A 20,093-nucleotide genomic window follows, 5' to 3' on the forward strand; every position below is an offset into this window, starting at 1 on the left:
TTTTAGTTCTGTTTTGACTTTCTTATTAGTCAGATCTAAGAGTCTTGGCCCGATAAATTGGACCCACACAATATAGAGACTGAAAAAAGTTTGTCAATCCGACTAAATGGGTTAGTTACCGCAACGCAGCAAAAACGACTGAATTTTTGCAGGATTGGTACTAAGGCTGAATAGTCATTTGGTTGTACGACTTTTGATATGCCGTAAAGTCCTAGACAAAAGGCGAACAGCGCTGTGTTTGCGTTGTATTGTCAAAGTGAAATGCTTATACTCTCGCCCCGAAGTTTATCCCTAGTTTATGTCCTATTATATTAGTTCATATATTATGGATATGCTTGAGGAGCGAGGTACTTATCTTCAACACTTCCGAGCAACCGAGCCCTGCAAAGGGGCCGTAAAAAGTGTGAACAAGAGCCGTGAATAAGAAAAGACCTGTAAATTTAGATCTTCAAACTATCAAAATGCCGCTACCGGCGATTACATCCATCCTGCATCGTGTGACAGGCGTGGCGCTATTTTTTGGTGCTGTGTTTGCAATGTATGCTTTGGGTTTGTCTCTGGAATCAGAAGCGGGCTTCAATGAAGCTGTTGATATGTTTGAGAATGGCTTCTTCGCGAAGCTTATAGCGTGGGGAAGCGTATCAGCATTGCTATACCACTTCTTCGCGGGCATCAAACACCTGGTAATGGATTTTGGCCACTGTGAAGAACTTGAAAGTGGTCAAATGGCAGCGAAAGTGACCTTGGGTCTAGCTGTTGCAGCAATCCTCATTTCGGGAGTATGGATATGGTAACTAGTATTACTAGCTTTGGCCGTAGTGGCCTGTATGACTGGATGATTCAGCGTGTAAGCGCGGTAATCCTAGCCGTATACACAATCTTTATGATTGGTTATCTAGCATTTGGCGCAGAACTAACTTACGAAATGTGGGTTGGTTTGTTCGAAGGAACAGCAATGCGCATCTTTACAATGCTAGCGCTACTATCCTTTGCTGCACACGTATGGATTGGTATGTGGTCTGTTTCTACTGACTATATTAAGCCAACGGGTATCCGTTTCGTGTTTCAATCTGCATGTGGTCTCCTGACGTTTATCTACGTTGTGTGGGGCATTCAGATTTTATGGGGTGTTTAAAAGATGTCTAAACTACGCACGCTTACTTTCGACGCGATTGTTGTCGGTGGCGGTGGTGCAGGCATGCGTGCTGCACTTCAGCTTGCACAAAGTGGTCTAAACACTGCTTGTGTAACAAAAGTATTCCCAACTCGATCTCACACGGTATCCGCTCAAGGCGGTATCACTTGTGCGATCGCAAGTGCTGATCCAAACGACGACTGGCGTTGGCACATGTACGATACAGTTAAAGGTTCTGATTACATCGGTGACCAAGACGCTATCGAATACATGTGTTCTGTAGGTCCTCAGGCGGTATTCGAACTAGACCACATGGGTCTTCCGTTCTCCCGTACTGAAACAGGCCGTATCTACCAGCGTCCTTTCGGTGGTCAGTCTAAGAATTTTGGTGAAGGTGGTCAGGCTGCGCGTACATGTGCTGCGGCAGACCGTACTGGTCACGCACTGCTTCACGCTCTATATCAGGGCAACATGAAAGCAGGTACTACCTTCCTTAATGAGTGGTACGCAGTAGACCTAGTTAAGAATGATGATGGCGCAGTTGTTGGCTGTATCGCTATCTGCATCGAAACAGGTGAGACTGTATATATCAAGGCTAAAGCGACTGTTCTTGCAACAGGCGGTGCTGGCCGTATCTACTCTTCTACTACTAACGCTCTTATCAATACTGGTGACGGTATGGGTATGTCTCTGCGTGCAGGTGTTCCGGCGCAGGATATGGAGATGTGGCAGTTCCATCCAACCGGTATTGCAGGTGCAGGTGTACTTGTAACTGAAGGTTGTCGTGGTGAGGGTGGTTACCTAATCAACAAAGACGGCGAGCGCTTCATGGAGCGTTACGCGCCAAACGCTAAAGACCTTGCAGGTCGTGACGTTGTGGCACGTTCTATGATCCTTGAGATCCTAGAGGGTCGTGGTTGTGGTGAAGATGGTGATCACGTTTACTTGAAGATGGATCACTTGGGTGAAGAGGTTCTTCATTCACGTCTACCTGGTATCTGTGAGCTGTCTAAAACGTTCGCGGCAACTGACCCAGTTGTTAAGCCGATTCCAGTTGTTCCAACTTGTCACTACCAGATGGGTGGTGTTGCAACTAACATCGGTGGTCAGGCTATCGCACCAGATAAAGACGGTAACGATTCTATCGTTGACGGTCTATATGCTTGTGGTGAAGTTGCATGTGTATCTGTACATGGTGCTAACCGTCTAGGTGGTAACTCACTTCTTGACCTTGTTGTATTTGGTCGTGCTGCTGGTATGCAGATCGAACAGCAGATGCGTGAAGGTTACGAAGTTAAAGATGCAACTGAAGCTAACATTGAAACTGCAATGGCGCGTCTAAACCGTCTAAACAACTCTACTGGCGGTGAAAGCGTTTCTGAAGTTCGTAAAGAACTACAGAGCACAATGCAGCTGTACTTCGGTGTATTCCGTGACGGCGAAAGCATGCAGACAGGTCTTGAATTGCTTAAAGGCATTCGTGAGAAGATCAATAACCTGCATCTTGAAGATAAGAGTCAGGCATTCAACACTGCGCGTATCGAAGCGCTTGAGCTTGAAAACTTGTTCGAAGTTGCTGAAGCAACTGCTATCGCAGCTGAGGTTCGTAAAGAGTCTCGTGGTGCACATGCTCGTAATGACTTTACTGAGCGTGATGATGAGAACTGGTTGTGCCACTCTGTTTACTTCCCTGAAGACAAAACTATCGGTAAGCGTGCTGTAAACTTCGCACCTAAAACCGTAGATGCCTTCCCACCTAAAGTTCGTACTTACTAAGGAGCTTCTATCATGTTGGTTAGTGTATATCGCTACAATCCTGAAACTGACGATGCTCCTTACATGCAGGATATCCATATTGATATCCCTGGTGGTAAGGACATCATGGTGTTGGATCTGCTTCAGCTTCTTAAGGACAAAGATCCGTCTATGGCGTATCGTCGTTCTTGCCGTGAAGGTGTATGTGGTTCAGATGGTATGAACATGAATGGCCTTAACGGTCTTGCATGTATCACTCCGTTATCTGCTGTAGTTAAAGACGACAAGCTTGTGCTGCGTCCACTGCCGGGTCTGCCGGTTATCCGTGACCTTGTTGTAGATATGACTCAGTTCTACAAAGCTTACGAGAAGATCAAGCCGTTCTTGATCAACGATACTCCGCCGCCTGCGATCGAACGTCTGCAGTCTCCGGAGGATCGTGCTGAGTTGGATGGTCTGTACGAATGTATTCTTTGTGCATGCTGCTCAACTTCTTGTCCGTCTTTCTGGTGGAACCCAGACAAGTTCATCGGTCCTTCTGGCCTGCTTCAAGCGTACCGCTTCTTGGCAGACAGTCGTGATACGGCGACTCGTGAGCGTCTGGCAGATTTGGATGACCCATTCAGTGTCTTCCGTTGCCACGGCATCATGAACTGCGTAAACGTTTGCCCTAAAGGATTGAATCCTACTAAGGCGATCGGCAAGATTCGCAATATGCTGCTAGCGCAAGCAACCTGATCTACCTTAAAAAGCGGTGCCATTGGCACCGCTTTTTTTGTGTTACAAAAAGAAAAAAGAATTTTTTGTAAAAAAATTACCATATTCGCATAAAGAATGATTAAAGCTTGCTTCCAAAAGCTTTAATATAAGAATCCCGAGACAGTTAAAGCTGTTTGATCGGGGGATTGAAGGTAACTCAAAGAGGAGCGATGTCTATCGGAAGATCCCGATAGAATCAGAAAGCTCCCAGAGCCAGGGTGATCAAGAATGCAAGAAAGCATCATGGATCTCATGTGGAAGAATGCTCACCTTTACGGTGGCAACCTTTCATACGTTGAAGAACTGTACGAAACTTACCTGATGGATCCAAATGCGATTCCTCAGGAATGGCGAGAAGAATTCGACCGACTACCTAAAGTTGGCGAAAATCTGACACAGGATGTGCCGCATTCTGCTATCAGAGAACATTTTCTCTATCTATCTAAAAACCAAAAACGCGCTGCGCCAACTGCTGTAAGTTCGGTTAGTTCCGAACATGAGAAAAAGCAGGTTCGTGTATTGCGTATGATCAACGCTTACCGTGTACGTGGTCATCAGGTTGCCAACATCGATCCATTAGGTTTGATGCAACGTGAAGATGTGCCGGATCTTGATCTACGTTTCCATGAGCTGTCTGAAGCTGATTACGATACCGTATTCCAGCTAGGTTCTCTGTTCTTCGGTCCTGAAGAAGCTCCGCTGCGTGATATCGTTGCTGATCTGAAGAAAACGTATTGTACAACGGTCGGTGCAGAGTACATGCACATCGTTGATACACAAGAAAAGCGTTGGATCCAGTCTCGTCTAGAGCCTGTTCGCTCACATCCAGAAGCTGAAGTTAACAAGAAAAAGATGATTCTTGAGCGCCTAACAGCTGCTGAAGGTCTAGAGAAATACTTGGGCTCTCGTTATGCCGGTGCTAAGCGCTTCGGTCTGGAAGGTGGCGAGTCAATGATCGTATCCCTAAACACGCTAATTCAGCGTGCTGGTAAGCAGGGTGCGAAAGAAGTTGTTATCGGCATGGCTCACCGTGGCCGTCTAAATACGCTTGTTAATATCTTTGGTAAAAACCCGGCTGATTTGTTTGACGAATTTGAAGGGAAGCGTGTTGTAGATACATCTGGTGACGTTAAGTACCACCAAGGTTTCTCATCTAACGTAGAAACTGAAGGCGGTGAAGTTCACATCGCTATGGCATTTAACCCATCTCACCTAGAGATTGCTGCTCCGGTAGTAGAGGGTTCTGTACGCGCGCGTCAGGATCGTCGTGAGGATGCTGATGGTGCTTCTGTTGTTCCTGTAAATATTCACGGTGATCAAGCTTTCTGTGGTCAGGGTGTAGTAATGGAGACATTCCAGATGTCTCAGACCCGTGCATATAAAACAGGCGGCACAATTCATATTGTAGTTAACAACCAAGTTGGTTTTACAACATCTAAGCAAGAAGACTCACGTTCAACTGAGTACTCTACCGATGTTGCGAAAATGATTCAGGCGCCTATCTTCCACGTAAATGGCGATGACCCTGAAGCAGTTCGTTTTGTTACACAGCTGGCTGTTGATTACCGTAACGAATTTAAGAAAGACGTTGTAATTGACTTGTTCTGTTACCGTCGTCGCGGTCACAACGAAGCTGATGAACCATCTGGTACACAGCCGTTGATGTACGCTCAGATCAAAAAGCAGAAAACTACGCGTGATCTTTACGCTCAGCAATTGATTTCTGAAGGTGTTGTTACACTTGAAGAAAGCAAGGCGATGGAGAAAGAGTACCGTAAGCTGCTAGAGAATGGCGAGCATGTTGTTAAGTCACTTGTACATGAGCCAAACTCTGAGCTGTTTGTAGATTGGAAGCCTTACCTAGGTCATGAGTGGTCATTCGACTGCCCAGAAACCAAAGTTGATCTTAAGTTGCTGCAAGAGCTAGGTAATAAGATTTGTGAAACGCCAGAAGGTTTCGCAGTTCAGCGCCAAGTTCAAAAAATCATTGATGACCGTAAGCGTATGGCTCATGGTGCAATGGAATTGAACTGGGGTATGGCTGAATCTCTTGCTTATGCAACTATCCTTGCTGAAGGTCATCCAATTCGTATCACAGGTCAGGATGTGGGACGTGGTACGTTCTCTCACCGTCACGCGGTACTACATGATCAGAAGACAGCTGAAACTTACCTGCCATTAGATAATCTTTCCGATGAGCAGCCTCGTCTAACATTGCATGACTCTTTCCTATCGGAAGAAGCGGTACTTGCGTTTGAGTACGGTTATGCGACTACGATGCCAAATGCGCTAGTTATTTGGGAAGCTCAGTTCGGTGATTTCGCCAACGGTGCACAGGTAGTAATTGACCAGTTCATCACTTCTGGTGAACATAAATGGCAGCGCCTATGTGGTCTGACAATGTTGTTGCCTCACGGCTTCGAAGGTCAGGGCCCAGAGCACTCTTCAGCACGTCTAGAGCGTTACTTACAATTGTGTGCAGAGCACAACATTCAGGTTGTTACACCAACTACGCCAGCACAGATTTTCCACTTGCTGCGTCGTCAGGTTGTACGTCCGCTACGTAAGCCTCTAGTTGTAATGTCTCCGAAGAGTTTGTTGCGTCATAAGCAAGCGGTTTCTACTCTTGAAGATCTAGCAGAAGGTTCATTCCAGCCAGTTATTGGTGAAGTGGATCAGTTAGAGCCTAAGAAGGTGAAACGTCTTGTGCTGTGTGGTGGTAAGGTTTACTACGACCTTTACAACCGTCGTGCTGAATTGGAAAAAGATGATGTTGCTATCGTTCGTATCGAGCAGTTATATCCATTCCCAGAAGCACAATTGGCAGAAGCAATCTCTGAGTATACAAACTTAGAATCTGTAGTTTGGTGTCAAGAAGAACCAATGAACCAGGGCGCATGGTACTCAATGCAGCACCATATGCGTCACGTTCTACAAAAACATGACAGCAAGTTACATTTGGAAGGGGTAGCCCGTCCAGCATCTGCGGCTCCAGCAGTAGGGTACATTTCTGTACACGCTGAGCAGCAGGAAAAACTAGTTAATGATGCACTTAACGGTTGATCAGGCGATTAACCACAATTACTAATCGCCTGACGGTGATAACGATAAAGGAAAAAACATGTCCATCGAAATCAAAGCGCCGACGTTCCCAGAATCTGTAGCAGACGGCACAATCGCAACTTGGCACAAACAGCCAGGTGAAGCATGCTCAGCTGACGAGCTTATTGTTGATATCGAAACTGATAAAGTTGTACTAGAAGTTGTAGCACCAGAAGACGGTGTTATTGCTGAAGTACTAAAAGGCGAAGGCGACACAGTTCTAAGTGATGAAGTGATCGCTAAGTTTGAAGCGGGTGCTGCAGGTTCTGCTGCACCAGCTGCTGCCGAAGAAGCTGCGGCGCCTGCAGGTGATGCTGATAAAGTTGGTCCTGCTGCACGTAAACTGATCGAAGAAAACGGCCTGGATGCATCTCAAATTACTGGTACCGGCAAAAATGGCGGTATCACTAAAGAAGACGTTCAGAACTTCATCAAAAACGGTGCACAAGCGCCTGCAGCAGCACCTGCTCCTGCGGCAGCCGCTGCTCCAGCACAAGCTGCTGCGCCAGTTAACGTTCCAGCAGGTGAGCGTGTAGAGAAGCGAGTTCCAATGACTCGTCTACGTGCAACAATTGCTAAGCGTCTAGTTGAAGCGCAGCAGAATGCTGCAATGCTTACAACTTATAATGAAGTAAACATGAAGCCGGTTATGGAACTGCGTAAGCAGTACAAAGACCTGTTCGAGAAAACACATAACGGTACTCGTCTAGGTTTCATGTCTTTCTTCGTTAAAGCTGCGACTGAAGCGCTGAAGAAATTCCCAGCAGTTAACGCATCTATCGATGGTAATGACATGGTTTATCATGGTTACCAAGATATCGGCGTAGCTGTTTCTACTGACCGTGGTTTGATGGTTCCAGTACTACGCGATACGGATGCAATGACGCTAGCTGATGTTGAATCAACTATCGCAGACTTTGGTGCGCGTGGTCGTGAAGGTAAGCTTGGCATGGATGATATGCAGGGCGGTACTTTTACAATTACAAACGGTGGTGTATTCGGTTCCTTGATGTCTACTCCAATCTTGAACCCACCACAAACTGCTATTCTAGGTATGCACAAAATTCAGGAACGTCCGATGGCTGTTAATGGCCAAGTTGAGATCCTGCCAATGATGTACCTCGCTCTGTCATACGATCACCGTATGATTGATGGTAAGGAAGCTGTACAATTCCTAGTGACAATTAAGAACCTTCTAGAAGATCCTGCACGTATGCTTCTAGAGGTTTAAGGTTAGTCCTGATAAGAACAGAGTGAAGATAGGATAAAACATGTCTGATAAATTTGACGTTATTGTTGTTGGTGCGGGTCCTGGCGGTTATGTAGCAGCGATCCGTGCAGCACAGCTTGGTCTGAAAACTGCGTGTGTTGAAAAATGGGTTGATGACAAAGGTGGTGCAGTTCTAGGTGGTACATGCCTAAACGTAGGTTGTATTCCTTCAAAAGCTCTACTGGAATCTACTCACCAATTCCACAATGCTCAGCATGCTGACGTGCACGGTATCCAAACGGGTGGCGATGTCACTATGGATGTTAAAGCGATGGTTGCTCGTAAAGACAAGATCGTAGGCAACCTAACTGGCGGTATTGCGGGTCTGTTTAAAGCAAACGGTGTAACTTTGCTTCAGGGTATGGGCAAATTACACGGTGGTAAGAAAGTAGAAGTGACTGCAGCTGACGGTTCTTCTACTACTTATGATGCTGAAAACGTGATTCTAGCGTCTGGTTCTGTACCAGTTGAAATCCCACCGGCACCGCTTACTGAAGGTTTGATCCTTGATAATGCTGGTGCACTAGATATCGATGAAACGCCTAAGCGTTTGGGTGTTATCGGTGCGGGTGTTATCGGTCTAGAAATGGGTTCAGTTTGGGCGCGTTTAGGAACAGAAGTTACTGTACTTGAAGCAATGGACGATTTCCTTGCGCTAGCAGATAAAGATGTAGCTAAAGAAGCTGCAAAACTCTTCAAGAAACAGAAGCTAGACATCAAGCTTGGTGCTCGTTGCACAGGCACTGAAATCATCGACGGCAAAGAAGTGAAAGTTAAATACACTGATGCCAACGGTGAGCAGGAAATGGTTGTTGATAAGTTGATCGTTGCTGTAGGCCGTAAGCCACAGACTCAAGGTCTACTTGCTGATGACTCTGGTGTTTCTCTAGATGAGCGTGGCTTCATCTTCGTTGACGAGAAATGTCAGACTGGTGTTCCTGGTGTATATGCGATTGGTGATTCTGTTCGTGGCCCAATGCTTGCGCATAAGGCTTCTGAAGAAGGCATCATGGTTGCTGACATCATTGCTGGTCACCATGCACAGCTTAACTATGACGTTATTCCAAACATCATCTACACGCATCCTGAACTAGCTTGGGTTGGTAAAACTGAGCAAGAGCTTAAGGCTGAAGGCGTTAAAGTTAAAGTGGGTAAATTCCCATTTGCTGCTTCCGGTCGTGCAATGGCTGCTAACGATACCGAAGGTTTCGTTAAGATGATCGCTTGCGAAGAAACTGATCGTATTCTGGGTGTTCACATGGTTGGTGGTATTGCTTCCGAGCTTATCGGTCAAGCTGCTATCGCTATGGAATTCTGCTCAAGTGCAGAAGACCTTCAGATGACAGTATTTGCCCATCCGACTGTAAGTGAGGCTGTACATGAAGCAGCACTAGCAGTTGATGGACACGCGATTCATATGGCGAATCGTAAAAAACGCTAAGTAATTAGCACAGAGAGATCCGGCTTACTCTTACAAGGAGTAAGCCGTATATAAAACTTGTTGCTAGAACCAACAGGGCTGTTACAGGGGCGTATTTAGATCCCTGATACAGAAAAAATCATATAGTGATAACACAACGGGTTAGAGCATGAATCTTCATGAGTACCAGGGTAAACAGCTGTTTGCCGAATATGGTCTGCCGGTATCCAAAGGATACGCAGTAGATACTCCAGAAGCAGCGGCTGAAGCTGCTGAAAAAATTGGTGGTGATAAGTGGGTTGTTAAAACTCAGGTGCACGCTGGCGGCCGTGGTAAGGCTGGCGGTGTTAAGTTGGTTGACTCTCCTGCAGAAGCGCAAGAGTTCGCAGCTAACTGGCTGGGCAAAAACCTAGTTACATTCCAGACTGACGAAAATGGTCAGCCTGTTTCTAAAATTTTGGTTGAAGACTGCACAGATATTGCAAACGAGCTATATCTTGGTGCTGTTGTAGACCGTTCTACTCGCCGTATCGTTTTCATGGCATCTACTGAAGGTGGTGTTGAAATCGAGACAGTTGCAGAAGAAACTCCAGAAAAGATTCTTAAAGCTGAAGTTGATCCGCTAACGGGTGCTCAGCCTTACCAGGGTCGCGATCTTGCGTTCAAACTGGGCCTAGAAGGCGACCAGATTAAGCAGTTCGTTAAAATCTTCTTGGGTCTGGCTCAGATGTTCCAAGAAAAAGATCTGGCTCTTCTAGAGATTAACCCTCTAGTTATTACTGATGAAGGTAACTTGCACTGCCTAGACGCTAAAGTAGCGATCGATGGCAACGCTGTTTACCGTCACAAAGATCTTCAAGCTATGCACGATCCATCTCAGGAAGATGAGCGTGAGGCACACGCTGCTGAGTGGGATCTAAACTACGTTGCTCTAGACGGTACTATCGGCTGCATGGTAAACGGTGCAGGTCTTGCGATGGGTACTATGGACATCGTTGCTCTACACGGTGGTTTCCCTGCTAACTTCCTTGACGTTGGTGGCGGCGCGACTAAAGAGCGTGTTACTGAAGCGTTCAAACTAATTCTTGCTGACGAAAAAGTTAAAACTGTATTGGTTAACATCTTCGGCGGTATCGTACGTTGTGACCTAATTGCTGAAGGTATCATCGGCGCGGTTAAAGAAGTAGGTGTAAACGTACCAGTTGTTGTACGTCTGGAAGGTAACAATGCTGATCTAGGTTCTAAGCTTCTTGCTGAATCTGGTCTAGACATCATCGCAGCTACTAGCTTGACTGATGCAGCTCAGCAAGCAGTAAACGCAGCGGAGGGTAAATAATGTCCGTTTTGATTAATAAAGACACCAAAGTAATCTGCCAAGGTTTCACTGGTGGTCAAGGTACCTTCCACTCTGAGCAAGCTATCGCGTACGGTACGCAGATGGTTGGCGGTGTAACTCCAGGTAAAGGTGGTACAACTCACCTAGGTCTACCTGTATTCAACACTGTTGCAGAAGCTGTTGAAGCAACTGGCGCAGATGCATCTGTAATCTACGTTCCTGCTCCATTCTGTAAAGATTCTATCCTAGAAGCTGCAAACGGTGGCGTTAAGCTAATCGTTTGTATCACTGAGCACATTCCAGTTATGGATATGCTTGAGTGTAAAGTTAAGTGTGACGAGCTAGGTGTACGCCTAATCGGCCCTAACTGCCCAGGTGTTATCACTCCAGGTGAATGTAAGATTGGTATTATGCCAGGTCACATTCATCTACCAGGTAAAGTAGGTATCGTTTCCCGTTCTGGTACTCTTACTTATGAAGCTGTTAAACAGACTACAGATGCTGGTTTCGGTCAGTCTACTTGCGTAGGTATTGGTGGTGACCCAATCCCTGGTTCTAACTTCATCGATATTCTGGAAATGTTCCAGAACGATCCACAGACTGAAGCGATTGTAATGATCGGTGAGATCGGTGGTACTGCAGAAGAAGAAGCGGCTGCTTACATCAAAGCAAACGTTACTAAGCCTGTTGTTTCTTACATTGCTGGTGTTACTGCACCTGCTGGTAAGCGTATGGGTCACGCTGGTGCGATCATCTCTGGTGGTAAAGGTACTGCTGATGAGAAATTCGCAGCACTTGAAGATGCAGGTGTTAAGACTGTACGTTCACTTGCTCAGATCGGCGACGCACTAAAAGAAGTTACTGGCTGGTAAGCTAGAATCTCTCTAAAAAAGGCAGCTGAGGCTGCCTTTTTTATTGCCTGAACAAATAGGTGTTGAAACATCATCTGTTTAATGTGATTGTTAAATAACATTATTTTAAGTGCAGATCGTTTATGAAAAACCTTATCGTGATAGGCGTTACTTCAGTTGTTGGTTTGGCTGTTGTAAGTGGTGCTGGTTTCTTCGGTTATAAAATGTATTCAGAGTTAGCTGAATATAAAGCCTTAGGCCCGATTAAGGATATGCAAACGTATAGCAAAGAGAATTTCGATCTTAAAAAAGAAAATAAGCTGTTATTGAAAAAGTCTGAGGAAATGCAGCGACAATTTCTAATCCATCGTAAAGTTACAGTAGATCAAGCTGTTAAAAGATCAGATAGAAAAGTCGCAACTTCTATCGCTGCTTTTACCCCTATCTCAGGTGCTTATGTGCTTGCTGCTATGTCTGCGCAAGAGCAATTGGAGCTCTGTCAGGATGTGCAGGCTTTATTAAAACTAGAATCTCAATTGTTTGATTCTTCTGACCCTGCTGTAGTGCTGCAACAAGAAAAGATTTGTGGAACTTATATCGAACGTAAATTAACGCCGTTATTTAAGTACCAGATGCTTCGTGTTCGTGCGTCTATGACTGGTTCTCTTGGTCATCTTAGAGTGGATGCTGAGGAAAAGTTTGCCAAGGCGCGTAAGCTTCTTGAAAAGTGGGAAGTTCCAGTTGAACGTGAATTGGATTCTTATACGCGTTTTGATCGTTAGATCTATTTAATTCGATTCACCTGTCAATAAAGCTAGTTGTTCTTAATAACTCTGTCTTTTATTTAGCTGCTACAATTTTATTTACTCATCATAGTATTATGCGTTTTAATAATAACCATTCTTTTCGTATGGTTAATTTGGTTGAGGGCGATAATCTTTGAGCAGTACTAAGATTGCAATGAATGCCTTAGCCGAGCGTATGCCCGGTGCCTTTTATCGACGCTCTGTTCAGGGTGATCGAGCTTTGCTATTGATTACTTCAGGTTGTAAAGAGTTAACAGGCTACTCTGTAGATGAGTGGTTAGAGGGAGATATTAGCTTTAAGCAACTCATACACCCTGAATGTCACTCTCGTTATCGAGATGTTGTTGATCGGGCTCTAGTTGAAGGGAAGCCCTACAGTGTTGAATATAAGATTACACAAAAGGGTGGAAATGTCCTGTGGGTATGGGAGCAGGGGCATGGTGTAACTGAAGACGGAAGTCTTTTTGCTATAGAGGGGTATATTACCGATATTACATTGCAAAAAGACCATGAGGCTGGCTTACAGCAAGCCTTGAGTGCGAAGCAGCAGTTACTCGAAGAATATAAAGGTGTTGTTGATTGCAGTGCTATTGTCTCTAAGACAGACCCAAATGGCGTTATCACTTATGTGAATGATCATTTCTGTAAGGTTTCAGGTTATAGCTCTGAAGAGCTAGTAGGATCAACTCACGCCATTGTTCGGCACCCCCAAACCCAGACTGATATTTTTAAAGACCTATGGAATACTATTCTTTCAGGTGAAACTTGGAAAGGTACGCTGAGAAACAGAGCAAAGAATGGACAAGATTATTATGTAAATACGGCAATCTCTCCAATTATGGATTCAGACGGTAAGATTATTGAATTCATTTCGGTTCGTTTTGATGTGACATCTCTCACCGAGAAAGAGAAACGCATTAGAAGGCAGATTACTGACCAGCTTACCGGTTTGCCAAATAGGCAGAGTTTGTTGGAGGATTTGACTTCAGTTGAGTCTGGTTCATTGGCCATACTGAATATCAACGACTTTAAGTTGGTTAATGAATATTATGGCTTCGCTGTTGGTGATCAATTACTGCGTGATATGGCAATCTTACTTTCTCAAGTTGCTGAACTCCATGATTTAGATCTCTATCGTCTGTCAGGTGATGAGTTTGCACTCTTCTGCAAAGATCATTTGCGAGATATCGGTTTTGATGCGTTGTGTGACTCTATTGTCGCGCGTGTAGCGGAAAAGGTTATTACCGTGATAGGCATCGAGTTTGCTTTAGCTGTGACTATCGGGGCTTCTAGTGGCTGTACGAAGGATCTCCTTCTGCATGCAGATATTGCCCTTCATAGTGCTAAAGAACAGCATTTATCAGTTCAAATATATGACATCTATTCGCCTCTAAAGCGTCAAATTGATAACAACATTACTTGGCTTAAAAGAATTCGTGAAGCTATTCATGAAGATCGAATAGAAGTTTTTGCTCAACCAATTTTGGATGTTAATTCGTCTGATATTAATCGTTATGAGTGTTTAATGAGGCTAAGAGAGGGTGATAATTACATTTCGCCCTATCTATTCTTGCAAGCAGCTAAGCATGGTCGGCTTTATGGTGATCTAACCCGTATTGTATTTTCCAAAGCCTGTGAGTTTTTTGCAAAAAGAAGCGACAATTTTTCTATTAATATCACAGCCTCGGATATCCTGAACCCGAATACTTCTAATTACATTATTAGAACGATTAAGCGCTACGGGGTAGGGAATCGGCTTGTTTTCGAATTAGTTGAAAGTGAAGGAATTGAGGATTCTGAGCTCATTATTCAATTTTTTGATCAAGTGAAAGCGATAGGATGTTGCTTAGCTATTGATGACTTTGGTACAGGTTATTCCAATTTTGAATACCTACTAAAGCTTGATATTGATTATATAAAGATTGATGGGTCTTTAATTCGTTATATCGATAAGGATGACAATGCGCGTATAGTGGCTGAAACGGTTGTCGACTTTGCGAGGCGCTTGAATGTAAAGACAGTTGCAGAGTTTGTGCATAATCGAGAAGTTGAGCAATGCGCACGTGACATCGGTGTTGATTTTCTACAGGGCTTCCTGTTGGGTGAGCCAGCTCCTTTAGACTCTCTCTAAGTTTGTTGTTTTGGTCTATTTATTGCTGTTCTAAGCGAGGGGCGGCAGATCTGTTGTGTTTGTCGCTGTAAAAGCTGTAAAGCCAAGGGAGTGTTGCATTCTTTTATCTTCATTATTCTATTTATAGTGCGTTGAGAACTATTTTTGTGCGGCGTTAATTTGATTTGGCACTTGTTTGGTGCGATCGATAGAATTGGAGATGAAAAAAATACTCTTGGCTGTAATATAAGTCTTCTGCCTTACAGGATATGTTATTTTTTGTAGTCCGGTTTGATTGTGAAGCATGTGTTGGGTGTTGTTTGTATCTATACCTTTAAATGCCAAAAATTTATCAGAGTAGTCCATTATGAGTCTTAAGCTTTTTCCATACTTCCAACCTATCGTTGAAACCGCAACTGGTCGCATAGCTGGGTACGAAGCACTGGCAAGGATGAAAGATGAGAACGGCGATACGGTTTCTGCGGGTAGAATTTTTTCAGATAAGGACCTCTCTGTTAAAGAGCGGATTGAGCTTGATCGAGATGTGAGGCTTCAGGCGCTTCAGCAGATCCAATCACTGCCTGAAGATACTTTTATTAGTATCAATATATCCCCTGAGTGGCTGCAATACCTTGAGTCCCTGGATAACATTCCTACCTTGGAAATGATTAAGCAGCTCGCAGTTGATCCATCAAGAGTTGTTATAGAGATTACTGAACTTGATGGTGACTTGGATGTAATTCAAAGGTTAGTTGAGCGATATCGTGAGGAGGGGTTCTGTATTGCTATCGATGATTTCGGTACGGGCTTTTCGCAGTTAGATCGAATTGCCTTGTTAAAGCCGGATATCATTAAGCTAGATATGACTTTGCTGAAAAGTGGTTCGACTGACAGTCGCCGAGCTTCAATGGTGCAAATGTTGGGTGAGCTTGCTTCCAAGCTCGGCAGTAAGGTGCTGTGTGAGGGCGTTGAAACTGATGATGAATATTATTTGGCACTGAGCTGTAATGCAGTATATGTTCAGGGTTTTCTTTTCTCTGAGGCGCAGTCTGAGATGTTGCTGCCAGATTCGACCACTAAACAAGTGAAGGATCTATTAAGTCATTATCGTGATATGGCGATTAATGCCACGTCCCGAAGTCACTGGCGTGCGGAAAAGGTTAAAGCAGAATTGCTCTCGTTAAGAGAGGTCTTAAAGGCTGCAAGTAGTGATGAAGATCTGCAGCACTTTGTCGCGACAGAGCATTTAATGCGTTTCTATATCTGTGATCGCTTAGGTAATCAGATTTCTCCAAACTTTGAAAATAGTGATAAAGGCTGGATCCTTAATGAAAAACATAGAGGGTTTAACTGGAGTTGGAGGCCTTATTTCTTTGAGCTTCTAGGATCCGCTGATACGAAAAATCGTTTGGTCTTCTCAGAACCATACCAAGATATTCATACAGGGCAGCGAGCGCAAACGGCTGTTTTGTTTATCGATGACTCCCGTATCCTGCTTGCGGATTTGCTGGATGAGGGGCAGGAGAGTGATCTGTTTAATGGTTTTAGCGCAATGCCAGCAAGTTGGATTCCAGAAATAGGTTAACCTTTGTTGTCTAATCTAAGGGTTAAGCTTGGTAAGTTTAACCCTTATTTTTTCAGCTCTTTTAGAAGAAGTGTGTAGGCTTTATTTTTCTTTTCGATCTGGTGTAGTTTGATAATCTGATGATTTAGTTCGGGTGCAAACCAGATAAAAGTCTGCCGTGTGCTACCGTCTTTACGCACGCGTTTTACACGAATTGCTTCGTACTCACCGATAGGAGCTTTGATGCTCTCTTTGCCATCGACGATGAAGTTATATTCTTTTAGCTTTCCACCATCTGCTACAGAGTATTGAAACTCTTTATCGCCTTTAGCGACTGCTTGTTGTAACAGTAATTGATAGCTGATTTTATCTTGTACACCTTCTGTAATTGGCATTTTCCAAGGCTTGTTTTCAACCTTGTTTGTTACTAATTGGTTTTGCCAATCAAAATGAACCTCAGCCTTACGCTTTTTGCCAAGTACGCTACGTTTGAACGAATAGTTGAGTGGCTTTAGCTTTGCATTTTCTAGCGTGAATTTACTGGATTCATAGATGCTAGCAAACATTGCGGAGGCTTTTGATTCAAACAGCCATTCGCCAGATTCGGACTTTTGCAGTTTGCGTGTCGTGCTACCGCTGAGGGAAATACTGCCATCCCAATCAATCTCGTAGCTTGCGGTAAAAGGAGTAAAAGCCGTTGCGGTGTCTGCAGCTAGAGGAGTAGCCCAGAGGATTGTGGACGCGAAAAGGGAGTTTATTAACGTCTTATTTGCTCTGAGCATACTGGCTACCTCATTAAATTTGATCGTGCTGAAAGCCCTGAGTAGGTGCTGCTTTACCGTCCAAGGTAACGCCAGCGTCAGACCAGATCAGTCTGCCGGAACAAAATAAGCTTACCGCTTGAGGGTAGATAATATGTTCCACTTTGTGGACTTTCTGTTGCAAGCTCTCACTCGTATCTTCCAGATCTATACTTACTTTACCCTGAATGGCCAGTGGGCCACCATCTAGCTCTTCAGATACAAAGTGCACGGTACAGCCGTGTTCTTTATCACCGGCATCAATTGCACGCTGATGGGTATGAAGGCCTTTGTATTTAGGGAGTAACGACGGGTGAATGTTAAACATTCTGCCGTTGTAGTGCCGAACAAATTCAGCAGTAAGGATGCGCATAAACCCTGCAAGAACAATCAAGTCAGGCTGATAAGTATCAATCTGTTTGATCATCGCTTGGTCGAAACTTTCCCGGCTATCGAAGTCGGTATGTTTTAAAACAAGTGTAGGGATATCGGAGTTGCGGGCACGCTCCAAGCCATAAGCCTCAGCTTTGTTACTGAGGACTGCTTCGATGCGGCCATCAATTTGACCGGCATCGATTGCATCCATTATAGCCTGGAGGTTGGAACCACTTCCTGAGATCAGGACAACGATTCGTTTAGTCATCGGGCGAATTACGCCTCCAGACCAGCTAGTTCAACTTGCTCTTCACCTGCTTGCGCAGCAGCAATTGAACCAATAACCCAAGCATCTTCGCCAGCTTCGTTTAGTAGCTGAAGTGCTTCGTCTTGCTTGTCAGCAGGTACGCAGATAACCATGCCAACACCGCAGTTGAATGTGCGGTACATCTCAGTTGCATCAACGTTACCTTGCTCTTGTAGCCAGTTGAATACTGCTGGCATAGTCCAAGAGTTAACATCGATTACAGCTTTAGCATTCTCTGGAAGAACACGTGGGATGTTCTCAAGCAGGCCGCCACCTGTAATGTGAGACAGAGCGTTTACTTGAGATTCTTTGATCAGTTTTAGAAGAGACTTAACGTAGATACGTGTTGGCGCCATCAATGCATCAGCTAGTGGCTTGCCATCAAGATCTGCAGTCAGCTCTGTGCCGCTTACTTCTAGAATCTTACGGATTAGAGAGTAACCGTTTGAGTGTGGACCAGATGACGCTAGGCCGATCAACGTGTCACCAACTTTTACATTAGTACCATCGATGATCTCGTCTTCTTCTACAATCCCTGTACAGAAGCCAGCTAGATCGTAATCTTCGCCTTCGTACATGCCAGGCATTTCAGCTGTTTCGCCACCAACAAGTGCAGCACCTGCTAGAGAACAACCTTCGCCAATACCTTTTACTACATCTGCAGCAGTATCAACGTTAAGTTTACCTGTTGCGTAGTAATCCAAGAAAAGTAGAGGTTCTGCGCCAGCAACGATTAGATCGTTAACACACATCGCAACTAGGTCGATACCGATGGTGTCATGCTTTCCTAGATCCATAGCTAGGCGTAATTTTGTACCTACACCGTCAGTACCAGAAACAAGTACAGGCTTACGGTAGCCTTCAGGAATACGGCATAGTGCGCCGAAACCACCTAGGCCGCCCATAACTTCAGGGCGAGTTGTGCTTTTAGCAACGCCTTTAATTCGATCAACTAGGGCGTTACCAGCGTCGATATCAACGCCAGCGTCTTTATAGCTCAGTGAGCTGTTATCAGAACCAGTAGACATGGATCAGTTAACCTTTCGTGTGCAAGGAAAGAGGAAGAAAAATATTGCCGCATATTCTACCGTTTTATCACGCTTGAATACACTCATCTGGGCAACGAATATGAAATAATTATGTGGGATGGTAAAGTGAGGAACCTGAGAACAAGTCTAATACGTACTCAGTGGGCTATAAAATGACCAGATACGAGAAAGCCAGCGCAGCGAAATGTCTAGACCTTTTTAAGCTGGCTGACAAAGTAGATGGTCGCTTTAGAGCCCACCCTACGGGGCTTGCAGAGCAACTGAACCACTTTGTTAATTGTTTTCGCCAGGCAACCAGCATGCCTGTAATCATTGCCTCGTGCTTCAATTGCTCTGGAAGCCTGAGTTGTTTCAGGCTTGTTCGTAGGTTCCTTAGTTCATAATTTTAGAATTATTGCAGGCGGTTTAATGGATTTGATGCGAAGCTTAATAGCCGTGCTTTTGCTAACAGTGTCTCAATTTGTTATTGCAAGTACGGTGACTGATCTTTATCGGGTGACGCTCCCTATTGGAGAGCAAAGGCTTGCGCCTAGCGATCTTCAGGTTAGCTCTGGACTAGTAAAAGTACTGGTTAAAGTATCTGGAAATTCCAGTATTGCCGATGATTCTCAGATCCAGTCTCAACTCAAAGCACCAGCTAGAACGTTAAAGCAATTTAGCTACATCACTGAAGAGGGCGGGGGATATTTAGTTTTAGATTTTCACCCAGAAGTTATCGATAGTTTAGTTACCCGCACAGGTTTTAAGCCGTTAGGTGAGCAAAGAGCGACTGTCTTGCTGTGGTTTGCATCGAATGCATCGGGTGAAAAAGACCATCTCAAATCTAATGATTCTTTTTATAAGGCTTTGCAGTTTGCTGCAAAATCACGTGGTTTGCCGCTGCAATTCCCAATATTGGACTTAACTGACCAAATAGCGCTTCCACCTACTGATATTTGGATATTAAAAGATCGGCAAATTTTGCACGCTTCAACTCGCTATAAGCCTGATGCTGTGATTGCTGGTCGATTGACTAAATCTGAATCAGAAGGTGTATCTGTTACAGGCTTATTTATTAACGATGGTATCAATCAGCCATTAGCTGAATCAGGCAATATTGATCAGGTCGCTAATGCCGTCATTAATCGAGTGGCTGATACTCTTTTTAAACCGATCGTGAGTTATAAGCTTAGTCATTTTCAGACTGGCGTTGCTATTCAAGTAGAAAATATTTCTAACCTATCGGATTACGTACAATTGATTGATTTTCTAAAGCGTTTATCTGTTGTCCGTCAGGTGAAAATTGAACGTGCAATAGGTAATCAAATTACAGTTAGACTTGACTTAGATGGTAGTGAAGAGCAGCTACGTCAAGCGATCTCACTAGAACCGCAATTGCAACTGCTTGATAGTCTTCGTAATCAAGATGGTTCTGCGGTAATGATCTACCGTTGGCAAGGATAGCAGGAACGATA

At 44.5% G+C, this 20,093-nt stretch carries 16 protein-coding genes; 13 read left to right on the forward strand and 3 right to left on the reverse strand.

Going from position 1 to position 20,093, the window contains the following annotated elements; genetic code table 11:
- Positions 1–416: 416 nt before the first annotated feature.
- From sdhC to ACMXYO_RS06785, 12 genes are all read left to right on the forward strand, one after another.
- The gene (gene sdhC / locus ACMXYO_RS06730) at positions 417–794 is read left to right on the forward strand and encodes a succinate dehydrogenase, cytochrome b556 subunit (RefSeq protein WP_415884183.1); all 378 of its coding nucleotides are present in this window, start codon (positions 417–419) and stop codon (positions 792–794) included.
- Positions 788–1,135 carry a succinate dehydrogenase, hydrophobic membrane anchor protein gene (gene sdhD, locus ACMXYO_RS06735; protein WP_415887749.1) on the forward strand — a complete coding sequence of 116 codons (348 nt, stop codon included), beginning with the start codon at positions 788–790 and terminating at the stop codon, positions 1,133–1,135. The genes sdhC and sdhD overlap by 7 nt, the downstream gene beginning before the upstream one ends.
- 3 nt (positions 1,136–1,138) lie before the next feature.
- A complete protein-coding gene (gene sdhA, locus ACMXYO_RS06740) occupies positions 1,139–2,911 on the forward strand; it encodes a succinate dehydrogenase flavoprotein subunit (RefSeq protein ID WP_415884186.1) in 1,773 nt (590 codons plus the stop codon).
- Between the two features lie 12 nt (positions 2,912–2,923).
- Complete coding sequence (locus ACMXYO_RS06745) at positions 2,924–3,628, forward strand: succinate dehydrogenase iron-sulfur subunit (protein ID WP_415884187.1); 705 nt, start codon at positions 2,924–2,926, stop codon at positions 3,626–3,628.
- A gap of 249 nt (positions 3,629–3,877) precedes the next feature.
- Positions 3,878–6,712, forward strand: a complete 2,835-nt coding sequence (locus tag ACMXYO_RS06750; protein WP_415887750.1) for a 2-oxoglutarate dehydrogenase E1 component — start codon at positions 3,878–3,880, stop codon at positions 6,710–6,712.
- A gap of 58 nt (positions 6,713–6,770) precedes the next feature.
- Positions 6,771–7,982, forward strand: a complete 1,212-nt coding sequence (gene odhB, locus ACMXYO_RS06755) for a 2-oxoglutarate dehydrogenase complex dihydrolipoyllysine-residue succinyltransferase (protein ID WP_415887751.1) — start codon at positions 6,771–6,773, stop codon at positions 7,980–7,982.
- A 40-nt stretch (positions 7,983–8,022) separates the two neighbouring features.
- Entirely contained in the window at positions 8,023–9,462 is a 1,440-nt protein-coding gene (lpdA, locus tag ACMXYO_RS06760; protein ID WP_415887752.1) for a dihydrolipoyl dehydrogenase, read from the forward strand.
- Between the two features lie 148 nt (positions 9,463–9,610).
- Positions 9,611–10,777: an ADP-forming succinate--CoA ligase subunit beta gene (gene sucC / locus ACMXYO_RS06765; protein WP_415884192.1), complete on the forward strand. Its 1,167-nt coding sequence runs from the start codon at positions 9,611–9,613 to the stop codon at positions 10,775–10,777.
- Complete coding sequence (gene sucD, locus ACMXYO_RS06770; RefSeq protein ID WP_415884193.1) at positions 10,777–11,649, forward strand: succinate--CoA ligase subunit alpha; 873 nt, start codon at positions 10,777–10,779, stop codon at positions 11,647–11,649. The genes sucC and sucD overlap by 1 nt, the downstream gene beginning before the upstream one ends.
- Before the next feature lie 122 nt (positions 11,650–11,771).
- Complete coding sequence (locus ACMXYO_RS06775) at positions 11,772–12,410, forward strand: hypothetical protein (RefSeq protein ID WP_415887753.1); 639 nt, start codon at positions 11,772–11,774, stop codon at positions 12,408–12,410.
- Between the two features lie 157 nt (positions 12,411–12,567).
- The gene (locus ACMXYO_RS06780) at positions 12,568–14,565 is read left to right on the forward strand and encodes an EAL domain-containing protein (protein WP_415887754.1); all 1,998 of its coding nucleotides are present in this window, start codon (positions 12,568–12,570) and stop codon (positions 14,563–14,565) included.
- A 346-nt stretch (positions 14,566–14,911) separates the two neighbouring features.
- Positions 14,912–16,129 carry an EAL domain-containing protein gene (locus tag ACMXYO_RS06785; RefSeq protein WP_415887755.1) on the forward strand — a complete coding sequence of 406 codons (1,218 nt, stop codon included), beginning with the start codon at positions 14,912–14,914 and terminating at the stop codon, positions 16,127–16,129.
- Positions 16,130–16,173: 44 nt separating this feature from the next.
- Here ACMXYO_RS06785 and ACMXYO_RS06790 read toward each other — a convergent pair whose 3' ends face one another.
- Genes ACMXYO_RS06790 through purM form a run of 3 tightly spaced genes read right to left on the reverse strand, consistent with a single transcriptional unit; the run spans position 16,174 to position 18,618 of the window.
- On the reverse strand, positions 16,174–16,890 hold the full coding sequence (locus ACMXYO_RS06790) for a DUF3108 domain-containing protein (RefSeq protein WP_415887756.1): 717 nt from the start codon (positions 16,888–16,890) through the stop codon (positions 16,174–16,176).
- 13 nt (positions 16,891–16,903) lie between these two features.
- Positions 16,904–17,551 carry a phosphoribosylglycinamide formyltransferase gene (purN, locus tag ACMXYO_RS06795; protein ID WP_415887757.1) on the reverse strand — a complete coding sequence of 216 codons (648 nt, stop codon included), beginning with the start codon at positions 17,549–17,551 and terminating at the stop codon, positions 16,904–16,906.
- Between the two features lie 8 nt (positions 17,552–17,559).
- Positions 17,560–18,618 (reverse strand): phosphoribosylformylglycinamidine cyclo-ligase, encoded by a 1,059-nt coding sequence (gene purM / locus ACMXYO_RS06800; protein ID WP_415887758.1) that lies wholly within the window; start codon positions 18,616–18,618, stop codon positions 17,560–17,562.
- A 429-nt stretch (positions 18,619–19,047) separates the two neighbouring features.
- Between purM and ACMXYO_RS06805 the strand changes: the two genes are divergently transcribed.
- Entirely contained in the window at positions 19,048–20,082 is a 1,035-nt protein-coding gene (locus ACMXYO_RS06805; RefSeq protein WP_415887759.1) for a DUF2066 domain-containing protein, read from the forward strand.
- The last annotated feature ends 11 nt before the right edge of the window (positions 20,083–20,093 follow it).

Origin of the sequence: Neptuniibacter sp. QD37_6 (assembly GCF_047778085.1) — a bacterium.
GTDB lineage: Bacteria > Pseudomonadota > Gammaproteobacteria > Pseudomonadales > Balneatricaceae > Neptuniibacter.

Excerpts from the sequence above, each read along its gene's own strand:
- sdhA (WP_415884186.1), top strand. The coding sequence starts at position 1,139 with ATGTCTAAACTACGCACGCTTACTTTCGACGCGATTGTTGTCGGTGGC.
- sucD (WP_415884193.1), top strand. The coding sequence starts at position 10,777 with ATGTCCGTTTTGATTAATAAAGACACCAAAGTAATCTGCCAAGGTTTC.
- sdhD (WP_415887749.1), top strand. The coding sequence starts at position 788 with ATGGTAACTAGTATTACTAGCTTTGGCCGTAGTGGCCTGTATGACTGG.
- ACMXYO_RS06745 (WP_415884187.1), top strand. The coding sequence starts at position 2,924 with ATGTTGGTTAGTGTATATCGCTACAATCCTGAAACTGACGATGCTCCT.
- ACMXYO_RS06805 (WP_415887759.1), top strand. The coding sequence starts at position 19,048 with ATGGATTTGATGCGAAGCTTAATAGCCGTGCTTTTGCTAACAGTGTCT.
- ACMXYO_RS06785 (WP_415887755.1), top strand. The coding sequence starts at position 14,912 with ATGAGTCTTAAGCTTTTTCCATACTTCCAACCTATCGTTGAAACCGCA.
- ACMXYO_RS06750 (WP_415887750.1), top strand. The coding sequence starts at position 3,878 with ATGCAAGAAAGCATCATGGATCTCATGTGGAAGAATGCTCACCTTTAC.
- purN (WP_415887757.1), bottom strand. The coding sequence starts at position 17,551 with ATGACTAAACGAATCGTTGTCCTGATCTCAGGAAGTGGTTCCAACCTC.
- odhB (WP_415887751.1), top strand. The coding sequence starts at position 6,771 with ATGTCCATCGAAATCAAAGCGCCGACGTTCCCAGAATCTGTAGCAGAC.
- purM (WP_415887758.1), bottom strand. The coding sequence starts at position 18,618 with ATGTCTACTGGTTCTGATAACAGCTCACTGAGCTATAAAGACGCTGGC.
- ACMXYO_RS06790 (WP_415887756.1), bottom strand. The coding sequence starts at position 16,890 with ATGCTCAGAGCAAATAAGACGTTAATAAACTCCCTTTTCGCGTCCACA.
- lpdA (WP_415887752.1), top strand. The coding sequence starts at position 8,023 with ATGTCTGATAAATTTGACGTTATTGTTGTTGGTGCGGGTCCTGGCGGT.
- ACMXYO_RS06775 (WP_415887753.1), top strand. The coding sequence starts at position 11,772 with ATGAAAAACCTTATCGTGATAGGCGTTACTTCAGTTGTTGGTTTGGCT.
- sucC (WP_415884192.1), top strand. The coding sequence starts at position 9,611 with ATGAATCTTCATGAGTACCAGGGTAAACAGCTGTTTGCCGAATATGGT.